Here is a 20,549-nt window from a genome sequence, read left to right on the forward strand (position 1 = left end):
CACGGGTCCATCCCCAGTCCTGACGGGCAAAGGGGGAGCTGGGAAGAATCAGGGTGCGGGTGCCTGCGGCTTCCTGGTTGAGAAAATCAGTTGCCTCATACCAATAGGAGGGCACCTCATCCCAGGTTCCGCGGGGCAACATTCTTCCTGACCATGCGGGTGCAATGGATCCTACCGCCACCAGAACTACCAGAACTGAAACGGCCTCGCGCCTACTGGGCGCCAGGGTCTGCGGAAAAGTGAGGTGGGCACCTAATGCGGCCACGCCCACCATCAGTGGCATGCGCACCAGGAGATCAAATTTATGGATATTGCGTAGTGCTGCGCCGGGACCATCGAGGAAGGATTGCACCATGTCCAGCTGTGCAGAGCCAAGAATCAGCAGGCCGACTGCCAACATGAGCACCCACAGCCCACGGCGGCGCATCAATGCCAGACCGGCAAGGCCGAATGCTGCCACCAGAATGGTGAGAATCACAAAAAGTTTAGTGTTCACCAACAGGTAGCCGGCCTGGCGCTCGGTGTCCACAAATGGGGTCCAGCTGGTGGTGCCACGGAGGATCTCCACGGGGTTCAACCAGTTGGTGGTGACCGCTGCACTTTCAATGAATTCGGTGAATGGTGGGGCATAACGCCCAAGCACCAACAGGGGGCCGATCCACCAGGAGTTGATGGCCAGCACGCCCGCGGACCAGGCGATGCCGGGGAGCCAGCGGCGCCGGTAGGCGATGATCACTGCAGCGGGAATCAATGCTGCCAAGGTGGCGGTGGCATTGACGGCTCCCAGTGCTGCCACCGGAAGCAGTGATAACGCGATCTGGCGGGCGGTGATTCGGCTTGCCAGGAGCGGTATACAGATCCACGGTGCCACCATTGCGGGCCAGGTTTCCGAGGAGATCGCCGTCAGAGTGGTGAGTGTGCGCGGGGACAGCGCATAAAGGGTAGCTGCTATAACGCGTAACGGTATGGCGCCTATGCTGAGTTTGGAAAGAAGCAGGTAGAAACCGGAAAAACCAATTCCAAGAACAACCCACCACCATAGACGCTGCGTTATCCAATCAGGGAGAAAGTCCGTGAGGAGGAAGAAAAAACCCTGCGGGAAGAGGTAGCCATAGGCCTGATTCTGCAGCTGGCCGAGGGTGAAATCATCAGTCCAGGCATGCATCGCACCGCTGAGAAAACCAGCGGGATCAAGCAGCAGATCAAGTTTGGTATCAGCGGCCACCTGGCCCACGGGCTGCAGGAAAACCAGCACACCCAGCAGCAGCCAGGCCGGAAGGTGAACCCCGGTGCTCAGCCGTTTCATAGCCAGCTTCACCTGCGACGAGGTTTATTCTGAAGTTGAATCAGCGTCAGCTGATTGACGGGAACCGTATTCCGGCCCACCCAGCAGTGCATCATCAGCGGTCACCGCGTTGCCCTGCCGGACGGAATCCTGCCCGGAGATAACGGATACGCCGGCAACCGCGATGGCGCCCAGTGCAATGCCGACAGCTGCGCTGGCGATCGCAGGACCGAGCGTGCGACGGTTGAGGGAATCACTTTCATATGCCATGACGAGAGTCGAGAGTACCAGCTAATCTTCTTCGGTAGCCAATGGCGGAACAATGAAAACCGGGATCCCGGCATGGTGGACAACATTGTCTGCGGTGGAGGACTGCCACAGTGATTTCCATCCGGTCACCCCACGGGTTCCGGTGACGATGACATCCGGACGCAGCTCCACTGCGGAATCCACGATGGCACTCCAGATCGCGGTGGCGGACTCCACCATGTGGGCACGGGCCTTCAGACCGAGGGATTCTGCCAGTTCCACGCCTTCACGGCAGGTGTCACGTCCTGCCTCATAGGCGGGATCCTCGTTCTCCATACCGACGGTGCTGAGCGTGATGGCCCGGGCGGCCTGCCGGTGCAGTGGTTCCCAGGCGGTGAGGATCTCCACCTTGCGTGGTCGGAGCAGTCGGGCCGCATATTTCAGTGCCCGGCGGGCCTCGGCGGACCCATCATAGGCAATCAACATGGTCATTTCAGAATTCTCCGGCATGGGTCAACCTCCGCGGTCTCGGCTGCAGTGAACCCAAGCTTAGCCCGTGCTGCCAGGTTTGGATTGAGGATTTCACAGCCACAGTTCCTATAGTGGTTAACCGTGTTCAAGCAAAGTCGTGCCGCCGTCGCCCTCCTTGTCTGCCTGGCCCTTGCCGGATGCGCAGATGAGAGCTTGCCGACGCCCACCCAGCCCTCATCCACCGCTCCCAGCGGGGATGCCGGCACCACCTCAACCACAGCGATGAGCAGCACGTCGACAAGCGCCACGCCGGAGGAGCTGGCGCTGGAGCAGGCGCGTGCCCAGATCCCCGCAGCACAGCGGGACCAGGTGGCCTCGCTGATGATGGTCGGTGTGGGCAACTTCGAGGAGGCACTCGAAGCCCTCAACCAGGGTGTGGGTGGCATCTTCATCGGCTCCTGGACCGATGACCGTCTGCTGACCGAAGAAGGCCGCAATATTGCAGCGCTGCGTGAGATCGTCGGACATGATTTCTCCGTCAGCATCGACTTTGAAGGCGGGCGTGTCCAGCGTGCCACCCACCTGCTGGGAGACTTCCCGGCACCACGCGTGATGGCACAGACCATGACCCCGGAGCAGGTGGAGGACCTGGCGGAGATCCTCGGTACTGGGCTGGCAGCACATGGGGTGACGGTGAACTTCGCTCCCGTGGTGGACGTTGATGCTTGGGGCCTGCCGGTGGTGGGGGACCGTTCCTTCTCTGACAACCCGGAGATCGCCGCCACCTACGCCACCGCCTTCGCCAAGGGGCTGGAAACTGCGGGCATCACCCCGGTGTTCAAACACTTTCCCGGGCATGGTCGGGCCAGCGGTGACAGTCATGTGGAGGATGTGGTCACCCCGCACCTGGATGAGATGAAGAAATACGATCTTGTCCCCTATGGGACAGCACTGGCAGAAACCCAGGGTGCCGTGATGATCGGCCACATGATTGTCCCCGGTCTGGGGACTGATGGTGTTCCAGCCACCATTGATCCAGCGACCTATGAACTACTGCGCAGCGGTGATTACCCCGGAGGTGTTCCCTATGATGGTGTGGTTTATACCGATGATCTGTCTGGCATGAGTGCGATCTCAGCCATGATGAGCCCGCCGGAAGCAGTCCTGGCCTCCCTGAAGGCAGGTGCGGACCAGGCACTGTGGATCCACTACGGATCCCTCAATGCCGCGATTGACCACGTGAATACCGCCGTCAGCACTGGGGAGTACCCGAAGGAGCAGATGCTGGATTCCGCCCTGCGTGTTCAGCTGCAGCATATCCAGGAGTAGCGACACCTGGCCGGTGTGTGCCGGCTGACCGGCTGTAGGAAGATCTGCTCCGAGGAAGCTGCTCAAGCCGGGCGGACAGATAGGCAGCCGCTGCACCTACCTGCTGCGGGGGCGGGGAAGACCAGGGCAGGGGGCGCCCAGCACCTTGGGGCCACAGCTGTAGATGCCATTCCAGAGCCACCGGGGAGAGGTAAAAGCCGGAATCGATGACCTCCTGCTCCTCCTTCCCTGGCTCCAGCCCTGCTGAATCTCACCTGACCTGTTGATCGGTGACATGAAGCGGATCCGGGTATGAACTTCTTCCGCTGGGATGACGCTGGTGACTGCTGTGGGGGATGCGTGGTCAATGATGATTTTTCACTGATGGTGGGGGATGTGCCAGCGGGAGTGGGCACCTGAGAAGGTCCCTTCACTGAGCCAGATTTTGTTATTAAAACCATATTAGCGTTTCTACAGCTCAGTCACAGGTGATATCCGGGAGCCCTACAGGCTGGGTCACAAGTCTCGTGGAGAGTGAAGTTACCTAATTATTACATCAATAGAGTAGGAAAATCGGTAACACAGCGATAGCCTTGGTCTGTGAAAGTTTCCGGTAAGCACTCCCCAGGTAAGGGTCGCAACCGGACCAGCGGAATCATCATGGGTGTTCTGGCTGGTCTGGTGTTGATCGTGGCTGTCGTGTACCTCGCGGATGTCATGCTGTCCAAGGACCGCATCCCCCGGGGCACCACGGTGGGTGGCGTCAACATCTCCAACATGACCGATGCAGAAGCCCGCAGCACCCTGGAGCGTGAGCTGAACACGGTTTACACCGAACCGGTCACCGTCATCGCAGATGAGGCCATCACCCAGTTTGATCCTGCAGCCTCGGGGCTGGGAATTGACTGGGAGGCCACCGCAGCCGGGGTTCCTGAACAATCCTGGAATCCTATCACCCGTCTGACTTCACTGTTTGTGGAGACGGAAGCCCCGATCGAAAGTATCGTGGACCCGGTCCTCTTCGGCCCCACCCTGGACCGCATCGTCGGCGAACTCTACCGCGAACCCGTCATCGGCAACGTCGCCATCGACGCCGGAAACGTGGTGTCCAACCCCTCCATTGACGGCCAGTCCATTGACCGCACCGTCCTGGAAACCGAGATCACCAACTACTGGCTCGATCCCGAAGGCGTTGAGGTGGAACCCGAGGTGGTGCCCGCCGCCATCAGCCAGGACCGCATCGACGAGCTTGTCGACGGCCCCGCCGCCCAGGCGGTGTCTGCACCCTTCGTGGTGCGCGGTGACAATGATATTGAGGGAGTGATCCCTGTTGAACGCATGGGGGAGATTGTTTCCTTCCCTCAGGTTGATGGTGATATTCAGGTGGAGATCAACCGTGAGATCGCACAGGAGATCCTCGCGGAACCCCTGGCGGAAACCGAATTTGAACCCGCCAACGCCAAGATCAGTTTCGCCTCCGGCTCCCGGGTGGTCACCCCGGAAGTCACCGGACATGAAATTGACTGGGACGCGACCCTGGAAGATCTGGAAGAAGGCCTGGTGGGCGATGGTGAACGCGAAGTAGATGCCGTCTATGAAGACACCCCCGCAACCTTCACCGAAGCTGATGCCCAGGCAGCCACCTTTGATGAGGTTGTCGGAGAGTTCACCACCTCCGGCTTCTCTGCCGCCTCAGGCACCAATATTCGTCTGACCGCCCAGATGGTCGACGGTGCAGTGGTATCACCCGGTGATACCTTCTCCCTCAACGGCTACACCGGCCCCAGAGGATCAGCCCAGGGCTTTGTGGATTCTGGCATCATCATCAACGGACGCTCCGGCACCGCCGTCGGCGGCGGCATCAGCCAGTTTGCCACCACCCTGTACAACGCCTACTACTTCGCAGGCCTCGAAGACATCACCCACACCCCCCACAGCTACTACATCTCCCGCTACCCGGCCGGACGCGAGGCCACCATCTTCGATGGGGCCATTGACCTGCAGTTCCGCAACAACTCACCATTCCCGGTGATGATTGACACGGTCATGGGCAGTGACAGCATCACCGTGAAGATCCTGGGCGTGGACACCACCAGTGTCCAGTCCATCAACAATGGCCGCTGGGCAACCACCCAGCCCAACACCGTGCGGGTGTCCGGCAGTGACTGCATCCCCTCCACCGGAGCGCCGGGCTTCACCACCTCGGATACCAGGATCATCAGTGACCTAGCTGGTAATGAAATCACCCGGGAAACCGTCACCACCGTGTATGACCCATCCCCGAATGTGATCTGCTCCTAAGGCTTCAGGGGGACGCTTATTTAGGGACCATGCGGGGATCCAGGTCGCTGACCGGAACCACCACAACATCCTGGAATTTCCAGTCGAGTTCTCGGATCATGTTCCTCACCTGGGTCAGTTCCTCGAGGGTGACCTGGTGGCCGCGAATGGGTACCACGAACATTTCGGTGTGGAAGAGATGTCCCTGATCACGAACGCGTGCACGGGCAGCCTCCACCCAGTCGACTTCCTGGACCAGGTCCTCCACCTCAACGGTGAGGGGGTGTGGTTTGCTGTCATCGTATTGGGTGGCACGCGCGTCACTCAGCCCTGAGATGGAGGCGGCAATATTGGTCACGCCATCTTTGAGGATGGAGACAGAGATGACCAGGGCCGCCACGGAGTCCGCCCACCAGATTCCTGCTCCAATACCCAGCACGCCGACGATGGTGGCCAGTCCCGTACCCCAGTCAGCCTTGGCCATATCGGCATCAGCGTATAACACCTTATCGTGGAGTTGTCTGGCCAACTTGATCTTGATCCGGCCCAGAATCACCATCGGAGTTGAAGTTATGGCCATGGCGGCGATCATCAACCAGCCGGACCAGAAGGCATGGCCAAACAGGACCATCGTGCCGATCGGGGGTTTCTCACCGGAGATCAGCGCGGGGACTGACTCGAAGATCAGGTAACAGCCCATGACAAACAACGCCAGACCGGACACCAGGTGAGCCACGGCGATGGCGCGGTGGGGGCCATAAGGGTGCTGGCGGGTCGGGGGTCGTCTGAGGATCCGGATGGCGATGAGGAAGGCCAGTGCAGGGACCAGGGAGATGATGTCCTCGGACCAGGCGCTCTTCATGGCCTGGGATTGTCCCGCGACCAGTCCCACGATCACGATTGTGGCGAGGATGACGCCGATGGTGATCCATTCATAACGGATCGCCTTCTTCAGCGTGGCGCGCTGTTCCTCGGGCAGATGTTCAATACCTGATTCCAGTGTGGGTTGTGATGTGCTGTCTGCGCTGCTCATCTCAGACCTCCCCGAACTCTTCAGCCAGGTAGCGTTCCAGCGCCACCAGGAGTGCGTTCTCCCCGAGTCTGGTGCCCATGACCATCTTCTCCTCGTCAGCCTCCCGGTAGGGGCGGGTCAGGGCCATGTGGGTCATCCAAGGTGAGGAGTCTGTGAGCCCACCGATGACGATGTCCAGCTCACCTTCTTTGATCTCGCCGGCGAGAATTGATTCCGGTGCGATCCGCCAGTCGATGGTGGCGTTGATGCTGTCGGCGAATCCCTCCACCAGATCGACCTCACTGCCGGAAACCTCCCCGGAATCAGAGACCTCGGTCCACGGTGGGTGTTGGGATAACCCGACCACGAGGGAACCATTTTCGGCCCGGTCGAGCGTGCCTACGGAATCAGCGGGGATGGAGGGAATGGCACTGCAGCCACCAAGTAACACCCCGCCGAGGACAATGCCCATTAGTTTCTTCATGGGAGTAAAACGCATGGAAAGTCCCTTCTCGAGAAGTGCATCTGATCTTATATGAGGGGGAATGAGTAATGCCCTGGTCTGACCGAGAAAAGGTTCAGACCAGGGCATTATGTGGAAGGAGGGGTGGAGTTACTTGTCATCCTCAGGGACCCGGGGGATGGACGTCTCGATGAACTTCACCTTGTTGGCGTCATCATCATCGTCATCACCGTTGCGGTACTCCTCGAGGAAAGCGCCGATGACAGCAGGGTTGACCGGTTCATCGGATTCCTCATCAGGAATATGGTGCACAGGTCCAATGGGCTCTGGTGAGGACACAGCCTCGTTCTTCTCCCACGCCTCAGGGTCATTGGCAGGCTCCCACTGGCGGGTCACCACGGGGATCGGGTTGCCGGCATCGTTCTTGAGTGCCACATAGAGGCTGTACATCTGGATGAATCCCATGACGAAGAATGGCAGACCGACCACGATGATGGTCTGCTGCAGGGCCGTGAGGCCGCCTTCGCCTGTTGCCACCAGGAGAACTGCTGCAACAGATCCCATGAGGGCTGTCCAGATGAGTTTCTGGTGGGTCGGTGCAAAGCGTGGTTCCTGACCGGAGGCGATCATGTCGGTGACCATCGCTGCGGAGTCCACGGAGGTGGTGAAGAAGATGATCACGATGAGGATGGCGAGACCGGATAGGAAGGTTGCAGCAGGATAGTTGGAGAGGAACTCAAAGAGTGCGCCCGGGATATCACCCTGGTCAACCACGCGGTTGACCAGGCCACCTTCGCCGTTGCTCTCAATGTTGAATGCTGCAGTACCGAAGGCACCGAACCACAGGATGGAGAAGGTCACCGGCAGGCCGAGCACACCGGCAACAAACTCACGGATGGTGCGACCACGACTGATACGTGCGATGAAGATACCGACGAAGGGTGACCAGGTGATGGTCCAGGCCCAGTAAAAGACCGTCCAGGTGTTCTGCCAGGTTGCATTGTCCGGGCTGTTCGGAACCGTGTTGTTCCAAAAAGCCAGCTCCGGCAGCCACCGCAGGTAGGTGCCCACAGATTCGAAAGTACCCTTGAGGATGAGGACGGTCGGCCCGGCCGCAATGACGAAGATCAATAGGGCGATGGCCATGTAGATGTTGACGTTGGACAGGATCTTGATGCCACGGTCCAGACCAAGCGCCACAGACACAGAGGCGATCGAGGTGACCACCACGATGATGATGAGCTGAATCAGTGGGGAGACATCAATACCGAAGAGCTCTGCCAGACCTGCGTTGATCTGTAGGGTGCCCAGGCCAACTGAGGTGGCGACACCGAAGACGGTACCGATCAGGGCGATGATATCAATGGTTTTGCCGATGGGGCCATAAACCTTGGAGCCCAGCAACGGGGAGAAGATGGAGCTCACACGTGGTGGCATCTTCCGCTTGTAGATGAAGTAGGCGAAACAGAGGGCAGGCAGGGCGAAGATCGTCCAGGTATGCAGTCCGAAGTGATAGTGGGTAATCGCGAGGGCCTGCTGTGCAGCCTCATTGGATAATGGATCGACATCGCCGATCGGGGGATTCGCGAAGTGTGAGACTGGTTCGGCTACACCCCAGAACATCAGGATGGTGCCGATGCCGGCCGCGAACAACATTGAGAACCATGTCAGTGTGGAATATTCAGGGCGTTCATCATCGCCTCCGAGCCTTACATGGCCGAAACGGCTGGCCCCGATGAGTACGAGGAATATCAGGAATACGGTGACACCCAGTACGTAGAACCAACCAAGGTTGGTCAGAATCCAGTCTGAGGCGGTACCGAAAACTTCAGAAACGGTATCGCCTGCCACGATGGTGATGATCACGAATACAACCATCAGTCCCACGGAGGTGAAAAATACCGGCGGGTCTGTTTTTAATCGAAGCGCTTTGGCAAGACGATCCAGCATGTGGAGTTCCTCTGCTTTTCGGTTTTTATAACTGGTCTTATCCATCTGTACCTAGCTCTGTCATGCTTGTCACATCATTTTTAAGGATTCTGTACAGCGAAAGTGCTGTTAAGCTGGCAAGTCACTGTATGTAACAATTCGTTAAAGATTGATTTTCAACGTGATAACCAGTTATTTCAGGGGTGTGCCGGGTGGATTCTAACCGTCCCCGCGGTTGTGATCACCGCCCTTGATAGGGGGATTAAGAAATAAACCCACCTCCTGAGGGGCAGGAGGCGGGAAGCTGTATGGAGCCGGTGACGGGAATCGAACCCGCGCCGCCTGCTTGGGAAGCAGGGGTTCTACCATTGAACTACACCGGCGGTAAGTACACTTTATCGTACAACGATGAGCAACTATATCAGGTGACGTAGACTGGTTTTCGTGCTTCTTTCAGATCGTGACATTCGTAAAGCAATTGACTCCGGCGACCTTGGGATTGATCCTTATGATCCTGAGCTGGTTCAGCCGTCGAGCATTGATGTTCGCATGGACCGTTACTTCCGTGTTTTCAATAACTCGAAGTACACCCATATTGATCCCAAGCAGGATCAGAATGAACTAACCAGCCTGGTCGAAGTGGAGGAAGGCGACGCCTTTGTCCTGCACCCGGGTGAGTTCGTACTTGCCTCCACGCTGGAGAAGTTCACCCTGCCCTCCCATCTGGCAGGCCGGTTGGAGGGTAAGTCCTCCTTAGGGCGTCTGGGACTGCTGACCCACTCCACTGCTGGCTTCATCGATCCGGGCTTCAGTGGACACATCACCCTGGAGCTGTCCAATGTGGCCAACCTCCCGATCACCCTGTGGCCAGATATGAAGGTGGGTCAGCTGGCACTGTTCATGATGAGCTCACCTGCTGAGACTCCTTATGGTTCCGGCAAGCTGGGATCCAAGTACCAGGATCAGCGTGGCCCAACCGCATCCAAGGCGCATCTGAACTTCCTGTCCAAGTAACACCCCAGAGGGGCACTTTCTCCACGGTTAGTGTGATGTGTCCCTGGAGGGAGCTGTTTCAGGTCGCGGGCTTACCTTAAACATGTTGAGATGAACTCTGGTCGTATTCATTGAAAGGAATCTCTCACATGCAGATGACAGTGATTGGTACCGGCTACCTCGGGGCAACCCATGCGGCATGCATGGCTGAGCTTGGCCATGAGGTACTCGGCGTTGATGTTGATGAGGCGAAGATCGCTTCGCTGCGTGACGGCAAGGTTCCCTTCTTCGAGCCCGGGTTGTCTGAGGTTCTGGAACGCAACCTGGCTGATGAGAGCCTGTCTTTCTCCACTGCCTATGAAGATGCTGCGGCTTTTGCCCAGGTGCATTTCCTGGCGGTGGGAACCCCACAGAAGAAGGGATCCTTCGCAGCAGACCTGACCTATGTTCGTCAGGTCATCACCTCCCTGGTGCCACTGCTGGAAGGAGATCACCTGATCTTCGGCAAGTCGACTGTCCCGGTGGGTACTGCTGCTGAATTACAGGAACTGGCTGATTCCCTTGCCTCCCCTGGGACATCCGTGGAGATCGCCTGGAATCCGGAGTTCCTCCGTGAAGGTTTTGCGGTGAAGGATACGATCACCCCGGACCGTATCGTGGTGGGTGTCCGCGAAGGCTCCACCGCCGCTGATGTGGCACAGGAAGTTTATGCCACCGCCATTGAAAATGGCACGCCTTTCCTGGTCACCGACCTGGCCACCTCTGAACTGGTCAAGGTCTCTGCCAATGCCTTCCTGGCCACCAAGATCTCCTTCATCAATGCGGTTGCTGAGATCTGCGAGAACACCGGCGCCGATGTTGTGCAGCTTGCTGATGCCATCGGCCATGATGACCGCATCGGGCGTAAATTCCTCGGTGCCGGCCTGGGCTTTGGTGGCGGTTGCTTACCCAAGGACATTCGTGCTTTCATGGCGCGTGCCGGTGAGCTGGGCACGGACCAAGCGCTGACCTTCCTGCGTGAGGTGGATTCCATCAACATGCGTCGCCGTGACCGTGTGGTCCAGTTGGCCAAGGAGGTCTGTGGCGGTTCTGTCCTGGGCAAGCGCGTGACTGTCCTGGGTGCGGCCTTCAAGCCGAACTCTGATGATGTGCGTGATTCCCCGGCACTGTCTGTGGCCGGTTCCCTGTCCCTGCAGGGGGCGGATGTCTCGGTTTATGATCCGGAAGCCATGGACAATGCCCGGAAGGTCTTCCCGACTCTCGGGTACTCAGCCAACGTCGAGGAAGCTCTCGAAGGAGCTGACGTGGTTGTTCTGGCCACCGAGTGGCAGGAATTCCGTGATCTGGATCCGCAGGCTGCCGCCAGGGTGGTCTCCACCCCGATCATGATTGATGGCCGCAATGTGCTTGATGTGGACAAGTGGAAGGCTGCCGGCTGGACACTCCACGCACTGGGGAGGAACCTTTAAGCCTGATTGCTTAAGCTGGGTAAATGATAAAAAGTCCTTCTGGGGGAAATTCTCTCAGAAGGACTTTTTATTGCTTAGAACTTATTGTTTGTAGCTGACCAGGAAGTTGCCCAGGCGCTCGATGGCGTTTTCCAGCTGGGATGCCCACGGCAGGGTCACCACACGGAAGTGGTCATGATTGGGCCAGTTGAAGCCGGTTCCCTGCACCATGAGGATCTTCTCCGCACGCAGAATATCCAGCATCAGCTGGGTGTCATCATGAATCTCATAGACATTCGGATCCAACCTCGGGAAAGCATAAAGCGCACCCATCGGCTGATAGCAGCTGACACCCGGGATCTCATTGAGCTTCTCCCAGGTGACATTGCGCTGCTCCCACAGACGACCATGTTCACTGGTGAGGTCATAGATGGACTGCCGTCCGCCCAGGGCCACCTGGATGGCGTGCTGTGCAGGAACATTCGGGCACAGACGTGTGCCGGCAAGCAGCTCGAGGCCTTCGATGAAGCCCTTGGCATAACGCTTCGGACCGGTGAGCACCATCCAACCGGCACGGTAACCAGCCACGCGATAAGCCTTGGACAGGCCGTTGTAGGTGATGCACAGCAGGTCGGGGCAGAGGGAAGCCATGTTGATGTGCTCGGCACCGTCATAGAGGATGCGGTCATAGATCTCATCAGCCAGCACCAGCAGGTCATGCTCGCGGGCGATGTCCACGATCTGCTGCAGGATATGGCGGGGATAGACGGCACCTGTCGGGTTATTCGGGTTGATCACCACGATGGCCTTGGTGTTCTCTGTGATCTTGGACTTGATGTCCTCGATGGAAGGATTCCAGTCATCCTCCTCATCACAGAGGTAGTGCACCGGCTTGCCACCGGCCAGGGAGGTCGCAGCGGTCCACAGTGGGTAGTCCGGGGCAGGGATGAGGACCTCGTCGCCGTCGTTAAGCAATGCCTGCATGGTCATCGTGATGAGCTCTGAGACACCATTGCCCAGGAAGACGTCTTCTACATCGAAATCAGGGAAGTCGGGGATGACCTCATAGCGGGTCACCACGGCACGGCGCGCCGGGATGATGCCCTTGGAGGTGGAGTAACCCTGGGAGGTGGGCAGGGCGGCGATCATGTCACGCATGATCACATCGGGGGCGTCGAAGCCGAAGACGGCTGGGTTGCCCGTGTTGAGCTTGAGGATGTTGTGCCCGTCAAGCTCCATGCGTTCCGCCTCCGCGGCCACCGGGCCACGGATCTCGTACAGCACGTCCTTCATCTTCTCCGACTGATCGAAGATGCGGCGGGTCTTCCGCCGAACCGGACGCGCTGCCTGAGTATCCGAGCCCACTGCCTTAGGGGCGGTGTCGGTGGTCTCTGAGGTTTTGCGCTGTTCTGTAGTCACTCGTCACATGTTGCCACTTTGTTGTTGGACTTTAAAGTAATCCGTATATTGTCCACCCATTTAGGACATGGATGCGGTGATGAGAAGCGGGGGACTGTCACTGGGGGAATGAGTTATTCCTGCATCCGGAGTTGCTCATATCTGGCGTAGGTGTCGACTGGCCGCAGGATCACGGCGAGTGCCAGATATACGATTCCTGCGAGGCCACTGAGTAATGGTGCGTTCAGGAGAACGAAGATCAGCAGTGGGATGGCGACAAAAAGCGCCCGGGTCCAGGAAGCAGAGAATCCGTAGGCGGTGGCGAATCCATTACAGACACCCAGGAGCCATTTGCCTTCCTCGATGCGGCGCCATGGTCGCGGACCTTCTCCCGCCATGCCGCTGGAGGCCAAGCCGGGGTCTGAAGCGTTGGGAACGTCTGTCGGATCACCACTGGAGGTCGCTGGTCCCATGTGATCCAGAATCTCCTGAACACGGCCCTCATCGATGGTTTCACCTTCTGTGGATTTGAAGTGATCCCCGATGGAGACCTCAATATCGCGCACGGTTTCATCCTGGTCGATGTCCCCTACAAGGGCCCTGCGCGTGTCAGCCAGGTACTGAAGTAGGCGTTGGTGTGCACCAGGGGTCAAAGGGAAAGTCGACTGGTGTCCGGTCAGCCGCATCATGATGGTGTCTTGCTGGTTCATTGTTTAACTCCTTCAATCATTTCGGTGAGTTCCTGCCAGTAGGACTGAAATTCTGAGAGGCGTTGCTTTCCCTCTGCGGTGAGTGAGAGATATTTGCGGGGAGGCCCCGTGGAGGATTCCCGCCATTCATGCTCCACCAGGTTGGCACGACGCAACTTGTTTAGCAGTGGATAGACGGTGCCCTCCTGGACCGGATACTTCACCTTCCTGAGCGCCTCCATGATTTCTGCGGCATAACGAGGTTTCTTCTCAACCGCCGCAAGGACCAGCATCTCCAGAAGTCCTCTCCGGAGAGCCGCAAAGCCAGTATCTTCTGCCATGCCAGTACCTTAACATGGCAAGGTACCTGTTTCTGACATTTGACGTGAAATCATAAAAACCGCACACCGTGGGGGAGCTCGGTGTGCGGTTGTGGGAGAGGGGCGTCGAAAAGCTCTTGGCTTTTAGAGTTTGCTCAGCGCCAGTTCCTGCAGGGCGTCGGCGGTCAGCCAGACCCCGAAAGCTTCATTGCCTGGCTCAAGAAGTCGACCGTTGGCCAGGTGTCCGACATTGACCGGATCGAAACCGATGGCGTCGAGCAGCTCTGCGACTACTGCGCCAGCTGCGGTGTCATCAGTGGCATAACCCATGGCGCGGCGCTCAGTACCGGCTTCGTGGACCGCGTCCTGCTCCAGCTCGTGATAACCGACATGGTTGAGGGACTTCACCAGGCGGGCACCGGCAAAGTGCTCGGCGATGATCTCGGAGGTGGAACGGGGATCGCTGTCCAGCTCATCCATCGGGCCATTGACCGGGGTCCAGTGGTTCATGGTGTCCACCACGATCTTGCCCTCGAGTCCCTTGGCGTCAACCGAGGGGTACTTGTGCAGTGGAACGGCGAGGATGACGATATCTGCCGCTTCGACAGCATGGGCTGCAGTCATCGGAGTGGCTCCGGGCATGAGGATCTCCGTGGTCAGGGCGATCTTGTCCACCGGTCCGGAACCTGCGACCCGCACGGTGTAGCCTGCGGCCACCGCGGCACGTGCCACCGAGGAACCAATGCGGCCGGCACCGAGAACTGCAATTATCTGGGTCATGGGGGAAATGCACCTTTTCTTCACTGTGTTGTTGACTGCGCATAGGGGCAGTGCAGATAAATTCCTGGGCCTACATTAGGGACCCCTTTGTTTATTGGTCAACAATTGAAGGGTGAAGTTTATTTCCCGGTTGTTTTGTGCCTATGTCAGCGTCGTCTTCTCCTGGAGATGGTGTTCTCTGCTGCCTTGAGGGCCTTGTGGGTGATGTCATTGGTGAGTTCCCTGCGGCGTGCACGCATCTCTAGTGCCCGGAGTTTCTCCTCCTTGCGCAGTTCGGCCAGGCGTTCACGTTCCAGCTGGCGTGGGCTGGGGGCGTACCAGTCGGAGGGGCCGACCTTCATCACATAGAGAAGGATGAACACCACCGGAATCAGTGCCAGCAGGGTCCAGGCGAATGGGGTGGACACGGCGAGGACACCGGTTCCGGCGACGGCGCTGATGGTGGTCAGGCCGAGAATGCCGGCACGGGGGCGGGCTCCTCTTTTGTGGAGGGCGGCGACCTCGGTGGCGGTGAAGGTTATTTCCTGACCTCCCGTCACTGCGATCTCACGCTGGGGGAGATCGGTGAAGAGTTTGTTCAGGTCTTCGCGGGTTTTTGCACCTGCCACCGCGGTGCAGCGATCATCTGTTTCCTCCATGGAGAGTCTGCCTTCGGCATAGTACTGGCCCAGGGCGGCCAGGGCTGCCGAGCGTTCACTATCGCTGACGCGGACATGGGGATCTCCCGGAAACTGTTTGCTCATGAATGTCACCCTAGTTGCTTGAATGGTCGTCTGAAATCGGGGCTTTCCCCTAATTGTCCTCTCTGTGAGCGGGGGTAGTGGGGCTTGCTGTGTTAAATAGGCGAATGTTCGGCATTATGCCCGGCTATTTCGGGTTTTAATGGGGGTTGTTTAATCACGGCGCTGGGGGCTGTGTAGTCATACGAAAGTTGTAGGCTATTAGCGAATGGGCGTCTATTAGTTAGGGTTGAGCCGTAGTTAATCAGAAACAAGCTTCTTGGACCTGGAGGTTCCCCAGTGATCGTCTCGACCCAGCCAGTAACTGACCGCAGCAGGCTCTCTGATGCACACGCCGAAGTGATCAAGGCGACCTTGCCACTCGTGGGCAGCAAGATCAATGAGATCACCCCGCTGTTCTACAAGAAGATGTTCACTGCACACCCGGAACTGCTCCGCACCACCTTCAACCGCGCAAACCAGAAGCAGGGTGATCAGCAGAAGGCGCTTGCCGCCTCCATCGCCACCTTCGCCACCATGCTGGTTGATCCAGAGGCTCCAGACCCGGTGGACATGCTCGCCCGCATCGGCCACAAACATGTCTCCCTCGGTATCACCGCCGACCAGTATCAGATCGTCCACGATCACCTCTTTGACGCTATCGTCGAGGTGCTCGGTGCTGACGTTGTCAGCCCCGAAATCGCAGAAGCCTGGGACGCTGTCTACTGGCTCATGGCTAATGTCCTCATCGACATGGAGAACAAGCTCTATGCCGAAAGGAACGTCGAGCCAGGCGATGTCTTCCGCCACGTCACCGTCACTGATAAGAGGCAGATCAGCAACAAGGTCTGGGAATACACCCTGCAAGGCGACCTGAGCGCCCCAGAACCGGGCCAGTACACCTCCATCGGTGTCAAGCTTCCGGATGGTGCCCGCCAGCTGCGTCAGTACTCCATCATCAGCGGAACCGACAGCGTCTACCGCATCGCCGTGGAGGACAACGGTGAGGTCTCTGCCTTCCTGCGTGACAACATTGAGGCCGGCGACACCGTGGAGGCAACCCTTGCCGCCGGTGACCTGGTGATGAACGATGGTGACAATCCGGTTGTCCTCATCTCCCAGGGCATTGGATCCACCCCGATGGTGGGTATGCTCTCCCAGGTTGATGCAGGCCGCCAGGTCACCGTGTTGCACGCCGATGAGTCCGAGACCGATCACGCCCAGCGGGAAGAGATGAAGACCCTGGTTGAGGGACTGGACAATGCTGTCCTCCACACCTTCTACCGCAATGCTGACCAGTGGCTTGAGATCGCAGAACACATCACCCCGGATGCTTCCGTCTACCTGTGTGGTGGAACCACCTTCCTGCAGAATGTCCGCGAGCAGATCGAAAAGCTTGCCCAGCAGCCTGCAGAGATCCGATTCGAGCTGTTCTCACCTAATGACTGGCTGGTTTCCTAAAGCCTTCTGGTGAAAGCGTTGGGCTGTGAAGGTGCACCCCACACAGCCTGACATCCACAGCTTTCATGCGCCACCTTCACCCACTCCAGATCCCTGAACTGCCCCGCCGATGGCTGGACAGCAGGTGGGTGTCCACCATCCCAATGGCCTCCATGAGCGCGAACATGGTGGTGGGCCCGACAAAGGAGAAACCCTCTTTCTTCAAAGCTTTCGATAGCGCGAGGGATTCTGGAGATCGTGTGGGAACCTCCTCCAGTGTCTCCGGCCGCGGCGTCCCTGCCGGCTGGAAGCCCCACACGAAATCCACCAAGCCACCCTTCTCCCGCAGGAGCAGGGTGGCTTTGGCGTTGTTGATGGTGGCTCGGATCTTACGCTGGTTGCGCACGATGCCCGCGTTGGCCAGCAACCTCTCAACATCCGCCTCTGTGAAGGCCGCAACCTTCTCCGGATCGAAATCACAAAAAGCCTCACGGAAGGCAGGACGCTTGCGCAGGATGGTGGCCCAGGACAGTCCTGATTGGAAGGCCTCCAGGGAGAGGCGTTCGAAAAGTCCATGTTCATCCCGGACCGGCAGGCCCCATTCGGTGTCATAATAGTTCATGAGCAGGGGGGCACTGGCTGCCCACGGGGGACGGGCCAGGCCATCTGTGCCGATGATGACAGCGCTCATGGTTGCTCCTTCGGACGTCCGGGTCTGGGGATCTCGCCGATATTGTGCGGTAATCTTCCTGCCTTGCGCAGCTGTTCGCGCAGCATCATCTCAATCTGTGCATTGGTGCTGCGGGCCTCGTCGCCAGCCCACCGGGCAATCGCCTCATATACCGCCGGGTCGAGGCGAAGCGGCACCTGTTTACGGGCCATGGGTTAGTGGTAGAGGCTACCGGCGTTGACGATCGGCTGGGCATTGGTGTCGGAACACAGCACCACCAGCAGATTGGAGACCATTGCGGCACGACGCTCTGGATCCAGGTCAACGATCTGACGCTGCTGCAGCTGGTCGAGGGCGGTCTCGACCATGGTGACAGCACCTTCAACAATGGTTTCACGGGCATCGACGATGGCGGATGCCTGCTGACGTTGCAGCATGGCCTGTGCGATTTCCGGGGCGTAGCTCAGTGAGGAAATGCGGGCTTCGATGATCTCCAGGCCGGCGACGGCGGCGCGGGCTGCGACTTCATCGGCAAGCTCCTGGCTGACCTCATCGGTGGAACCACGCAGGGAGAGGCGGCCGTCAACCGGTGCGTCATAAGGGTGCTGCGTTGCGACGTGGCGCAGCGCTGATTCCGCCTGCTGGTGCAGGAACTCCTCGTAATCCTCGACGGAGAAACTGGCCTGTGCGGTATCGGCGACCTGCCACACGATGATGGAGGCAATCGTGATGGGGTTGCCGTTGTAGTCATTGACCTTGGACTCATTGGTTTCGAAGTTGCGCACGCGCACCGAGACCTTCTTGGTCACGGTCAGTGGGGGTACGAGGGACAGGCCTGCGCGGCGCAGGGTGCCGATATAGCGGCCGAAGAACTGCACGGTCAGGGTGTGTCCTGGGCTGACCACCTTGATGGAGGTCGCCAGCAGCACCAGGATGATAGTGAATATCACGCAGCTTGCGATGAGCAGTGCCACGGCCCCTGGGCCACCGGTGCCACTTTCTAGGGCGTTGATGGAGGCGACGAAGCCGACGATGGTGATGATCATGACGGCCAGTAGTGTGATCAGCGCGATGGCGGCTGGGCCTGCACCCAGTGACCAGACTTCGCGTTCATCGATGTTGACGCGGGCACCGTCATGGCCAACAGGCTCTGTGGCGACTGTGCCCGGAGGGGTCTCTTCGGTCTTCATTCTGGGGCTCCTTGGGGTATCTGGGAAGGTGTCTGAATAATGTGATATCAGAATACAGGAAAGTGATATCACATTAAAGGGGCGACAAAGTCTGAGGCGCTGGGAGGAAGTGGCTTAGGGGCTGTTCAGAGCGTTATTGTGAAGGCTGAAACTTTTCCACGATAGTGGGATGTGGGCATGAAAAGGGCCGTGACGCGCCCCTTGGTGGAGTACATCACGGCCCTTTGGTGAGCGCGCGGAGACTAACGTGCGGTCACATTGCCGAACAGCTTCGCAATTGGCGCCACGATCACCGGACGTGCCGCGGCGACACCGGCACCGATGACGATGAGGGAAGCCACAAACAGCCAGAAACCAGTCCAGTTGGTGGTGTCCTGACCGCCATACATGTGGTTGAGATTGCGCAGTGCACCGGTGGCGAACACCAGGAACACATGGATGATCACAAACACGATGTAGTAGATCATCACCGGCAGGTGGACCGCACGGGCCACACCGATCGGGAGGACCGTGTTGAGGAATTTGTTGTCCTTGGGCCAGTAGGCAGACATCCGGACACCGGAGATGATGGACAGCGGTGCCGCGATGAAGACCGTGCTGAAGTACACCAGCTCCTGCAGACTGTTGTAATTCACCCAACCATTCTCCGTCGGCCAATCAAGGGAGAGATACTGCAGGCCGGTACTGACCGCATTGGGGAAGACCTCCCAACTGGTTGGAACAAGACGCATCCACTGGCCTGTGCTGAACAACAGGATGAAGAAGACAGCACCGTTGACCACCCAGAACAGATCCAGCGCCAGGTGGAGCCACAACGTCAGTGAAATCTTCTTGCCGCCGCGTTTCGACGTCCAGAAGCCCTTCGGCCTTCTCGTCTGATTGATCTGAATGCCCGTCCGGATGATCAGGACCAGGAAGAACATGTTCAGGAAATGCTGCCAGCTCAACCATGCTGGAATGCCCGCCGGGGCACCTTCAGGATTGTCATACTTACCCGGATACTTCGCAAGGAAATCCTGCGCCATCTCAGTGCTCAGGAACAGCTTCGCGGCCACCACCGCCACCGCGGCGACAACAACCGCGACGATGAAGAACAGGCCCAGTGTTCCGTACCACTGCTTCCTGGTCAGAGGCTTCAACAGGTTATAGCGCAGGGTGAACTGACTCTTTAGATTGTCAGATTTCGTAGATGCGGAACCTGCACCTGCCCTGACCGGGGTGGCGGAGTCCGTTGCGGGTGCGGCGGGCGCCGCAGGTGCAGCAGATGCACCCGGCGCGCCGGGTGCCGGGATCGCACCTGGGAGGGGGGTTGTTCCGGACACTGATCCGGGAGCAGGGACTGCAGTGCCTGGCACAGCAGTACCAGGAACGGCGATACCCGGGGCGGGGATAGCTGATCCCGGAATGGCCGCGCCCGGTGCTGCTGCGCCGGGGACTGTGGTGCCAGGGGCTGTGAGAGCGCCACCTGGTGCGGGCACTGCAGCACCCGGACTCGGGATGGCTGCGCCTGGGGCGAGAGGGCTGGCAGAACCTGGGGCTGGGATAGCAGTGCCGGGAGCTGTCGGAGTGCTTGGAATAGCACTTCCGGGGACGGTTGCTGCATTAGGGGTTGCCCCACCTGGTGTCGGAACGGCTGTGCCGGGCGCAGGTGCAGCTGACCCAAGGGCCGAAACTGGACTGCCTGGCGCCGGAACCACTCCACCTGGAGCTGGCACCGATGCTGGGGGTGCTGAACCAGGTGCGGGAGCGGCCGCTCCGGGAGCAGGTACTGCTCCTCCCGGGGTGGGGATCGCCCCACCGGGAGCAGGGATGCCAGAGGTGTCGGCCACTGCAGGCGTAGCGGCAGGGGTGGCGGCAGGTGTAGGCGCCGGAGGTGGTGCCTCCGGTGCCTTTCCTGCTCCGGGG

General features: G+C 58.9%; 20 protein-coding genes and 1 tRNA gene. 5 read left to right on the top strand and 16 right to left on the bottom strand.

Going from position 1 to position 20,549, the window contains the following annotated elements; all coding sequences use genetic code 11:
- The 3 genes from Q0M74_RS06310 to Q0M74_RS06320 form a co-directional block, all read right to left on the bottom strand.
- Positions 1–1,306: alpha-(1->3)-arabinofuranosyltransferase family protein (locus Q0M74_RS06310; RefSeq protein ID WP_293952569.1), on the bottom strand; the 1,306-nt coding region annotated here is incomplete at its 3' end.
- A 24-nt stretch (positions 1,307–1,330) separates the two neighbouring features.
- Positions 1,331–1,555 carry a DUF2613 domain-containing protein gene (locus Q0M74_RS06315; protein ID WP_293952571.1) on the bottom strand — a complete coding sequence of 75 codons (225 nt, stop codon included), beginning with the start codon at positions 1,553–1,555 and terminating at the stop codon, positions 1,331–1,333.
- 21 nt (positions 1,556–1,576) lie between these two features.
- On the bottom strand, positions 1,577–2,044 hold the full coding sequence (locus tag Q0M74_RS06320; RefSeq protein ID WP_293952574.1) for a universal stress protein: 468 nt from the start codon (positions 2,042–2,044) through the stop codon (positions 1,577–1,579).
- Positions 2,045–2,287: 243 nt separating this feature from the next.
- Between Q0M74_RS06320 and Q0M74_RS06325 the strand changes: the two genes are divergently transcribed.
- A complete protein-coding gene (locus tag Q0M74_RS06325; RefSeq protein WP_293952604.1) occupies positions 2,288–3,334 on the top strand; it encodes a glycoside hydrolase family 3 N-terminal domain-containing protein in 1,047 nt (348 codons plus the stop codon).
- Between the two features lie 579 nt (positions 3,335–3,913).
- Complete coding sequence (locus Q0M74_RS06330; protein ID WP_293952576.1) at positions 3,914–5,614, top strand: VanW family protein; 1,701 nt, start codon at positions 3,914–3,916, stop codon at positions 5,612–5,614.
- Positions 5,615–5,630: 16 nt separating this feature from the next.
- On the opposite strand, the gene Q0M74_RS06335 is transcribed toward Q0M74_RS06330, so the two are convergent.
- From Q0M74_RS06335 to Q0M74_RS06350, 4 genes are all read right to left on the bottom strand, one after another.
- Positions 5,631–6,626 carry a cation diffusion facilitator family transporter gene (locus tag Q0M74_RS06335; RefSeq protein ID WP_293952578.1) on the bottom strand — a complete coding sequence of 332 codons (996 nt, stop codon included), beginning with the start codon at positions 6,624–6,626 and terminating at the stop codon, positions 5,631–5,633.
- A 1-nt stretch (position 6,627) separates the two neighbouring features.
- A complete protein-coding gene (locus Q0M74_RS06340; RefSeq protein ID WP_293952606.1) occupies positions 6,628–7,077 on the bottom strand; it encodes a transporter substrate-binding domain-containing protein in 450 nt (149 codons plus the stop codon).
- A 141-nt stretch (positions 7,078–7,218) separates the two neighbouring features.
- Positions 7,219–9,018 carry a BCCT family transporter gene (locus Q0M74_RS06345; RefSeq protein ID WP_293952580.1) on the bottom strand — a complete coding sequence of 600 codons (1,800 nt, stop codon included), beginning with the start codon at positions 9,016–9,018 and terminating at the stop codon, positions 7,219–7,221.
- A 288-nt stretch (positions 9,019–9,306) separates the two neighbouring features.
- Positions 9,307–9,380, bottom strand: a tRNA-Gly gene (locus tag Q0M74_RS06350).
- Positions 9,381–9,441: 61 nt separating this feature from the next.
- Here Q0M74_RS06350 and dcd point away from each other — a divergent pair.
- Positions 9,442–10,011, top strand: coding sequence for a dCTP deaminase (dcd, locus tag Q0M74_RS06355; protein WP_293952582.1), 570 nt, complete (start codon positions 9,442–9,444; stop codon positions 10,009–10,011).
- A 128-nt stretch (positions 10,012–10,139) separates the two neighbouring features.
- On the top strand, positions 10,140–11,459 hold the full coding sequence (locus Q0M74_RS06360; protein WP_293952584.1) for a UDP-glucose/GDP-mannose dehydrogenase family protein: 1,320 nt from the start codon (positions 10,140–10,142) through the stop codon (positions 11,457–11,459).
- Between the two features lie 81 nt (positions 11,460–11,540).
- Here the strand turns inward: Q0M74_RS06360 and Q0M74_RS06365 are convergent, their stop codons facing one another.
- The 5 genes from Q0M74_RS06365 to Q0M74_RS06385 all read right to left on the bottom strand — a co-directional run bounded on the left by Q0M74_RS06365 (position 11,541) and on the right by Q0M74_RS06385 (position 15,368).
- Positions 11,541–12,857: a pyridoxal phosphate-dependent aminotransferase gene (locus Q0M74_RS06365; RefSeq protein WP_293952586.1), complete on the bottom strand. Its 1,317-nt coding sequence runs from the start codon at positions 12,855–12,857 to the stop codon at positions 11,541–11,543.
- Between the two features lie 113 nt (positions 12,858–12,970).
- Positions 12,971–13,546 carry a PspC domain-containing protein gene (locus tag Q0M74_RS06370; RefSeq protein ID WP_293952588.1) on the bottom strand — a complete coding sequence of 192 codons (576 nt, stop codon included), beginning with the start codon at positions 13,544–13,546 and terminating at the stop codon, positions 12,971–12,973.
- Positions 13,543–13,866, bottom strand: a complete 324-nt coding sequence (locus Q0M74_RS06375) for a PadR family transcriptional regulator (RefSeq protein ID WP_293952590.1) — start codon at positions 13,864–13,866, stop codon at positions 13,543–13,545. Before Q0M74_RS06375 ends, Q0M74_RS06370 begins: the two co-directional genes overlap by 4 nt.
- Before the next feature lie 123 nt (positions 13,867–13,989).
- A complete protein-coding gene (locus Q0M74_RS06380; protein ID WP_293952592.1) occupies positions 13,990–14,625 on the bottom strand; it encodes an NADPH-dependent F420 reductase in 636 nt (211 codons plus the stop codon).
- 146 nt (positions 14,626–14,771) lie between these two features.
- Complete coding sequence (locus Q0M74_RS06385) at positions 14,772–15,368, bottom strand: DUF1707 domain-containing protein (RefSeq protein WP_293952594.1); 597 nt, start codon at positions 15,366–15,368, stop codon at positions 14,772–14,774.
- A 276-nt stretch (positions 15,369–15,644) separates the two neighbouring features.
- Between Q0M74_RS06385 and Q0M74_RS06390 the strand changes: the two genes are divergently transcribed.
- The gene (locus Q0M74_RS06390) at positions 15,645–16,805 is read left to right on the top strand and encodes a globin domain-containing protein (RefSeq protein ID WP_293952596.1); all 1,161 of its coding nucleotides are present in this window, start codon (positions 15,645–15,647) and stop codon (positions 16,803–16,805) included.
- Between the two features lie 76 nt (positions 16,806–16,881).
- Here the strand turns inward: Q0M74_RS06390 and Q0M74_RS06395 are convergent, their stop codons facing one another.
- The 4 genes from Q0M74_RS06395 to Q0M74_RS06410 form a co-directional block, all read right to left on the bottom strand.
- Positions 16,882–17,475, bottom strand: a complete 594-nt coding sequence (locus Q0M74_RS06395) for a DNA-3-methyladenine glycosylase I (protein ID WP_293952598.1) — start codon at positions 17,473–17,475, stop codon at positions 16,882–16,884.
- Complete coding sequence (locus tag Q0M74_RS06400) at positions 17,472–17,666, bottom strand: hypothetical protein (RefSeq protein ID WP_293952600.1); 195 nt, start codon at positions 17,664–17,666, stop codon at positions 17,472–17,474. Before Q0M74_RS06400 ends, Q0M74_RS06395 begins: the two co-directional genes overlap by 4 nt.
- 3 nt (positions 17,667–17,669) lie before the next feature.
- On the bottom strand, positions 17,670–18,644 hold the full coding sequence (locus Q0M74_RS06405) for an SPFH domain-containing protein (protein ID WP_293952602.1): 975 nt from the start codon (positions 18,642–18,644) through the stop codon (positions 17,670–17,672).
- 242 nt (positions 18,645–18,886) lie between these two features.
- The gene (locus tag Q0M74_RS06410) at positions 18,887–20,473 is read right to left on the bottom strand and encodes a cytochrome b/b6 domain-containing protein (RefSeq protein ID WP_293952608.1); all 1,587 of its coding nucleotides are present in this window, start codon (positions 20,471–20,473) and stop codon (positions 18,887–18,889) included.
- Positions 20,474–20,549 lie beyond the last annotated feature (76 nt).

Source organism: uncultured Corynebacterium sp. (assembly GCF_945649885.1).
GTDB lineage: Bacteria > Actinomycetota > Actinomycetes > Mycobacteriales > Mycobacteriaceae > Corynebacterium.

Coding starts and splice junctions, on each gene's coding strand:
- Q0M74_RS06315 (WP_293952571.1), bottom strand. CDS start 1,555: ATGGCATATGAAAGTGATTCCCTCAACCGTCGCACGCTCGGTCCTGCG.
- Q0M74_RS06320 (WP_293952574.1), bottom strand. CDS start 2,044: ATGCCGGAGAATTCTGAAATGACCATGTTGATTGCCTATGATGGGTCC.
- Q0M74_RS06325 (WP_293952604.1), top strand. CDS start 2,288: ATGAGCAGCACGTCGACAAGCGCCACGCCGGAGGAGCTGGCGCTGGAG.
- Q0M74_RS06335 (WP_293952578.1), bottom strand. CDS start 6,626: ATGAGCAGCGCAGACAGCACATCACAACCCACACTGGAATCAGGTATT.
- Q0M74_RS06340 (WP_293952606.1), bottom strand. CDS start 7,077: ATGGGCATTGTCCTCGGCGGGGTGTTACTTGGTGGCTGCAGTGCCATT.
- Q0M74_RS06345 (WP_293952580.1), bottom strand. CDS start 9,018: ATGCTGGATCGTCTTGCCAAAGCGCTTCGATTAAAAACAGACCCGCCG.
- Q0M74_RS06360 (WP_293952584.1), top strand. CDS start 10,140: ATGCAGATGACAGTGATTGGTACCGGCTACCTCGGGGCAACCCATGCG.
- Q0M74_RS06370 (WP_293952588.1), bottom strand. CDS start 13,546: ATGAACCAGCAAGACACCATCATGATGCGGCTGACCGGACACCAGTCG.
- Q0M74_RS06375 (WP_293952590.1), bottom strand. CDS start 13,866: ATGGCAGAAGATACTGGCTTTGCGGCTCTCCGGAGAGGACTTCTGGAG.
- Q0M74_RS06380 (WP_293952592.1), bottom strand. CDS start 14,625: ATGACCCAGATAATTGCAGTTCTCGGTGCCGGCCGCATTGGTTCCTCG.
- Q0M74_RS06385 (WP_293952594.1), bottom strand. CDS start 15,368: ATGAGCAAACAGTTTCCGGGAGATCCCCATGTCCGCGTCAGCGATAGT.
- Q0M74_RS06395 (WP_293952598.1), bottom strand. CDS start 17,475: ATGAGCGCTGTCATCATCGGCACAGATGGCCTGGCCCGTCCCCCGTGG.
- Q0M74_RS06400 (WP_293952600.1), bottom strand. CDS start 17,666: ATGGCCCGTAAACAGGTGCCGCTTCGCCTCGACCCGGCGGTATATGAG.
- Q0M74_RS06405 (WP_293952602.1), bottom strand. CDS start 18,644: ATGAAGACCGAAGAGACCCCTCCGGGCACAGTCGCCACAGAGCCTGTT.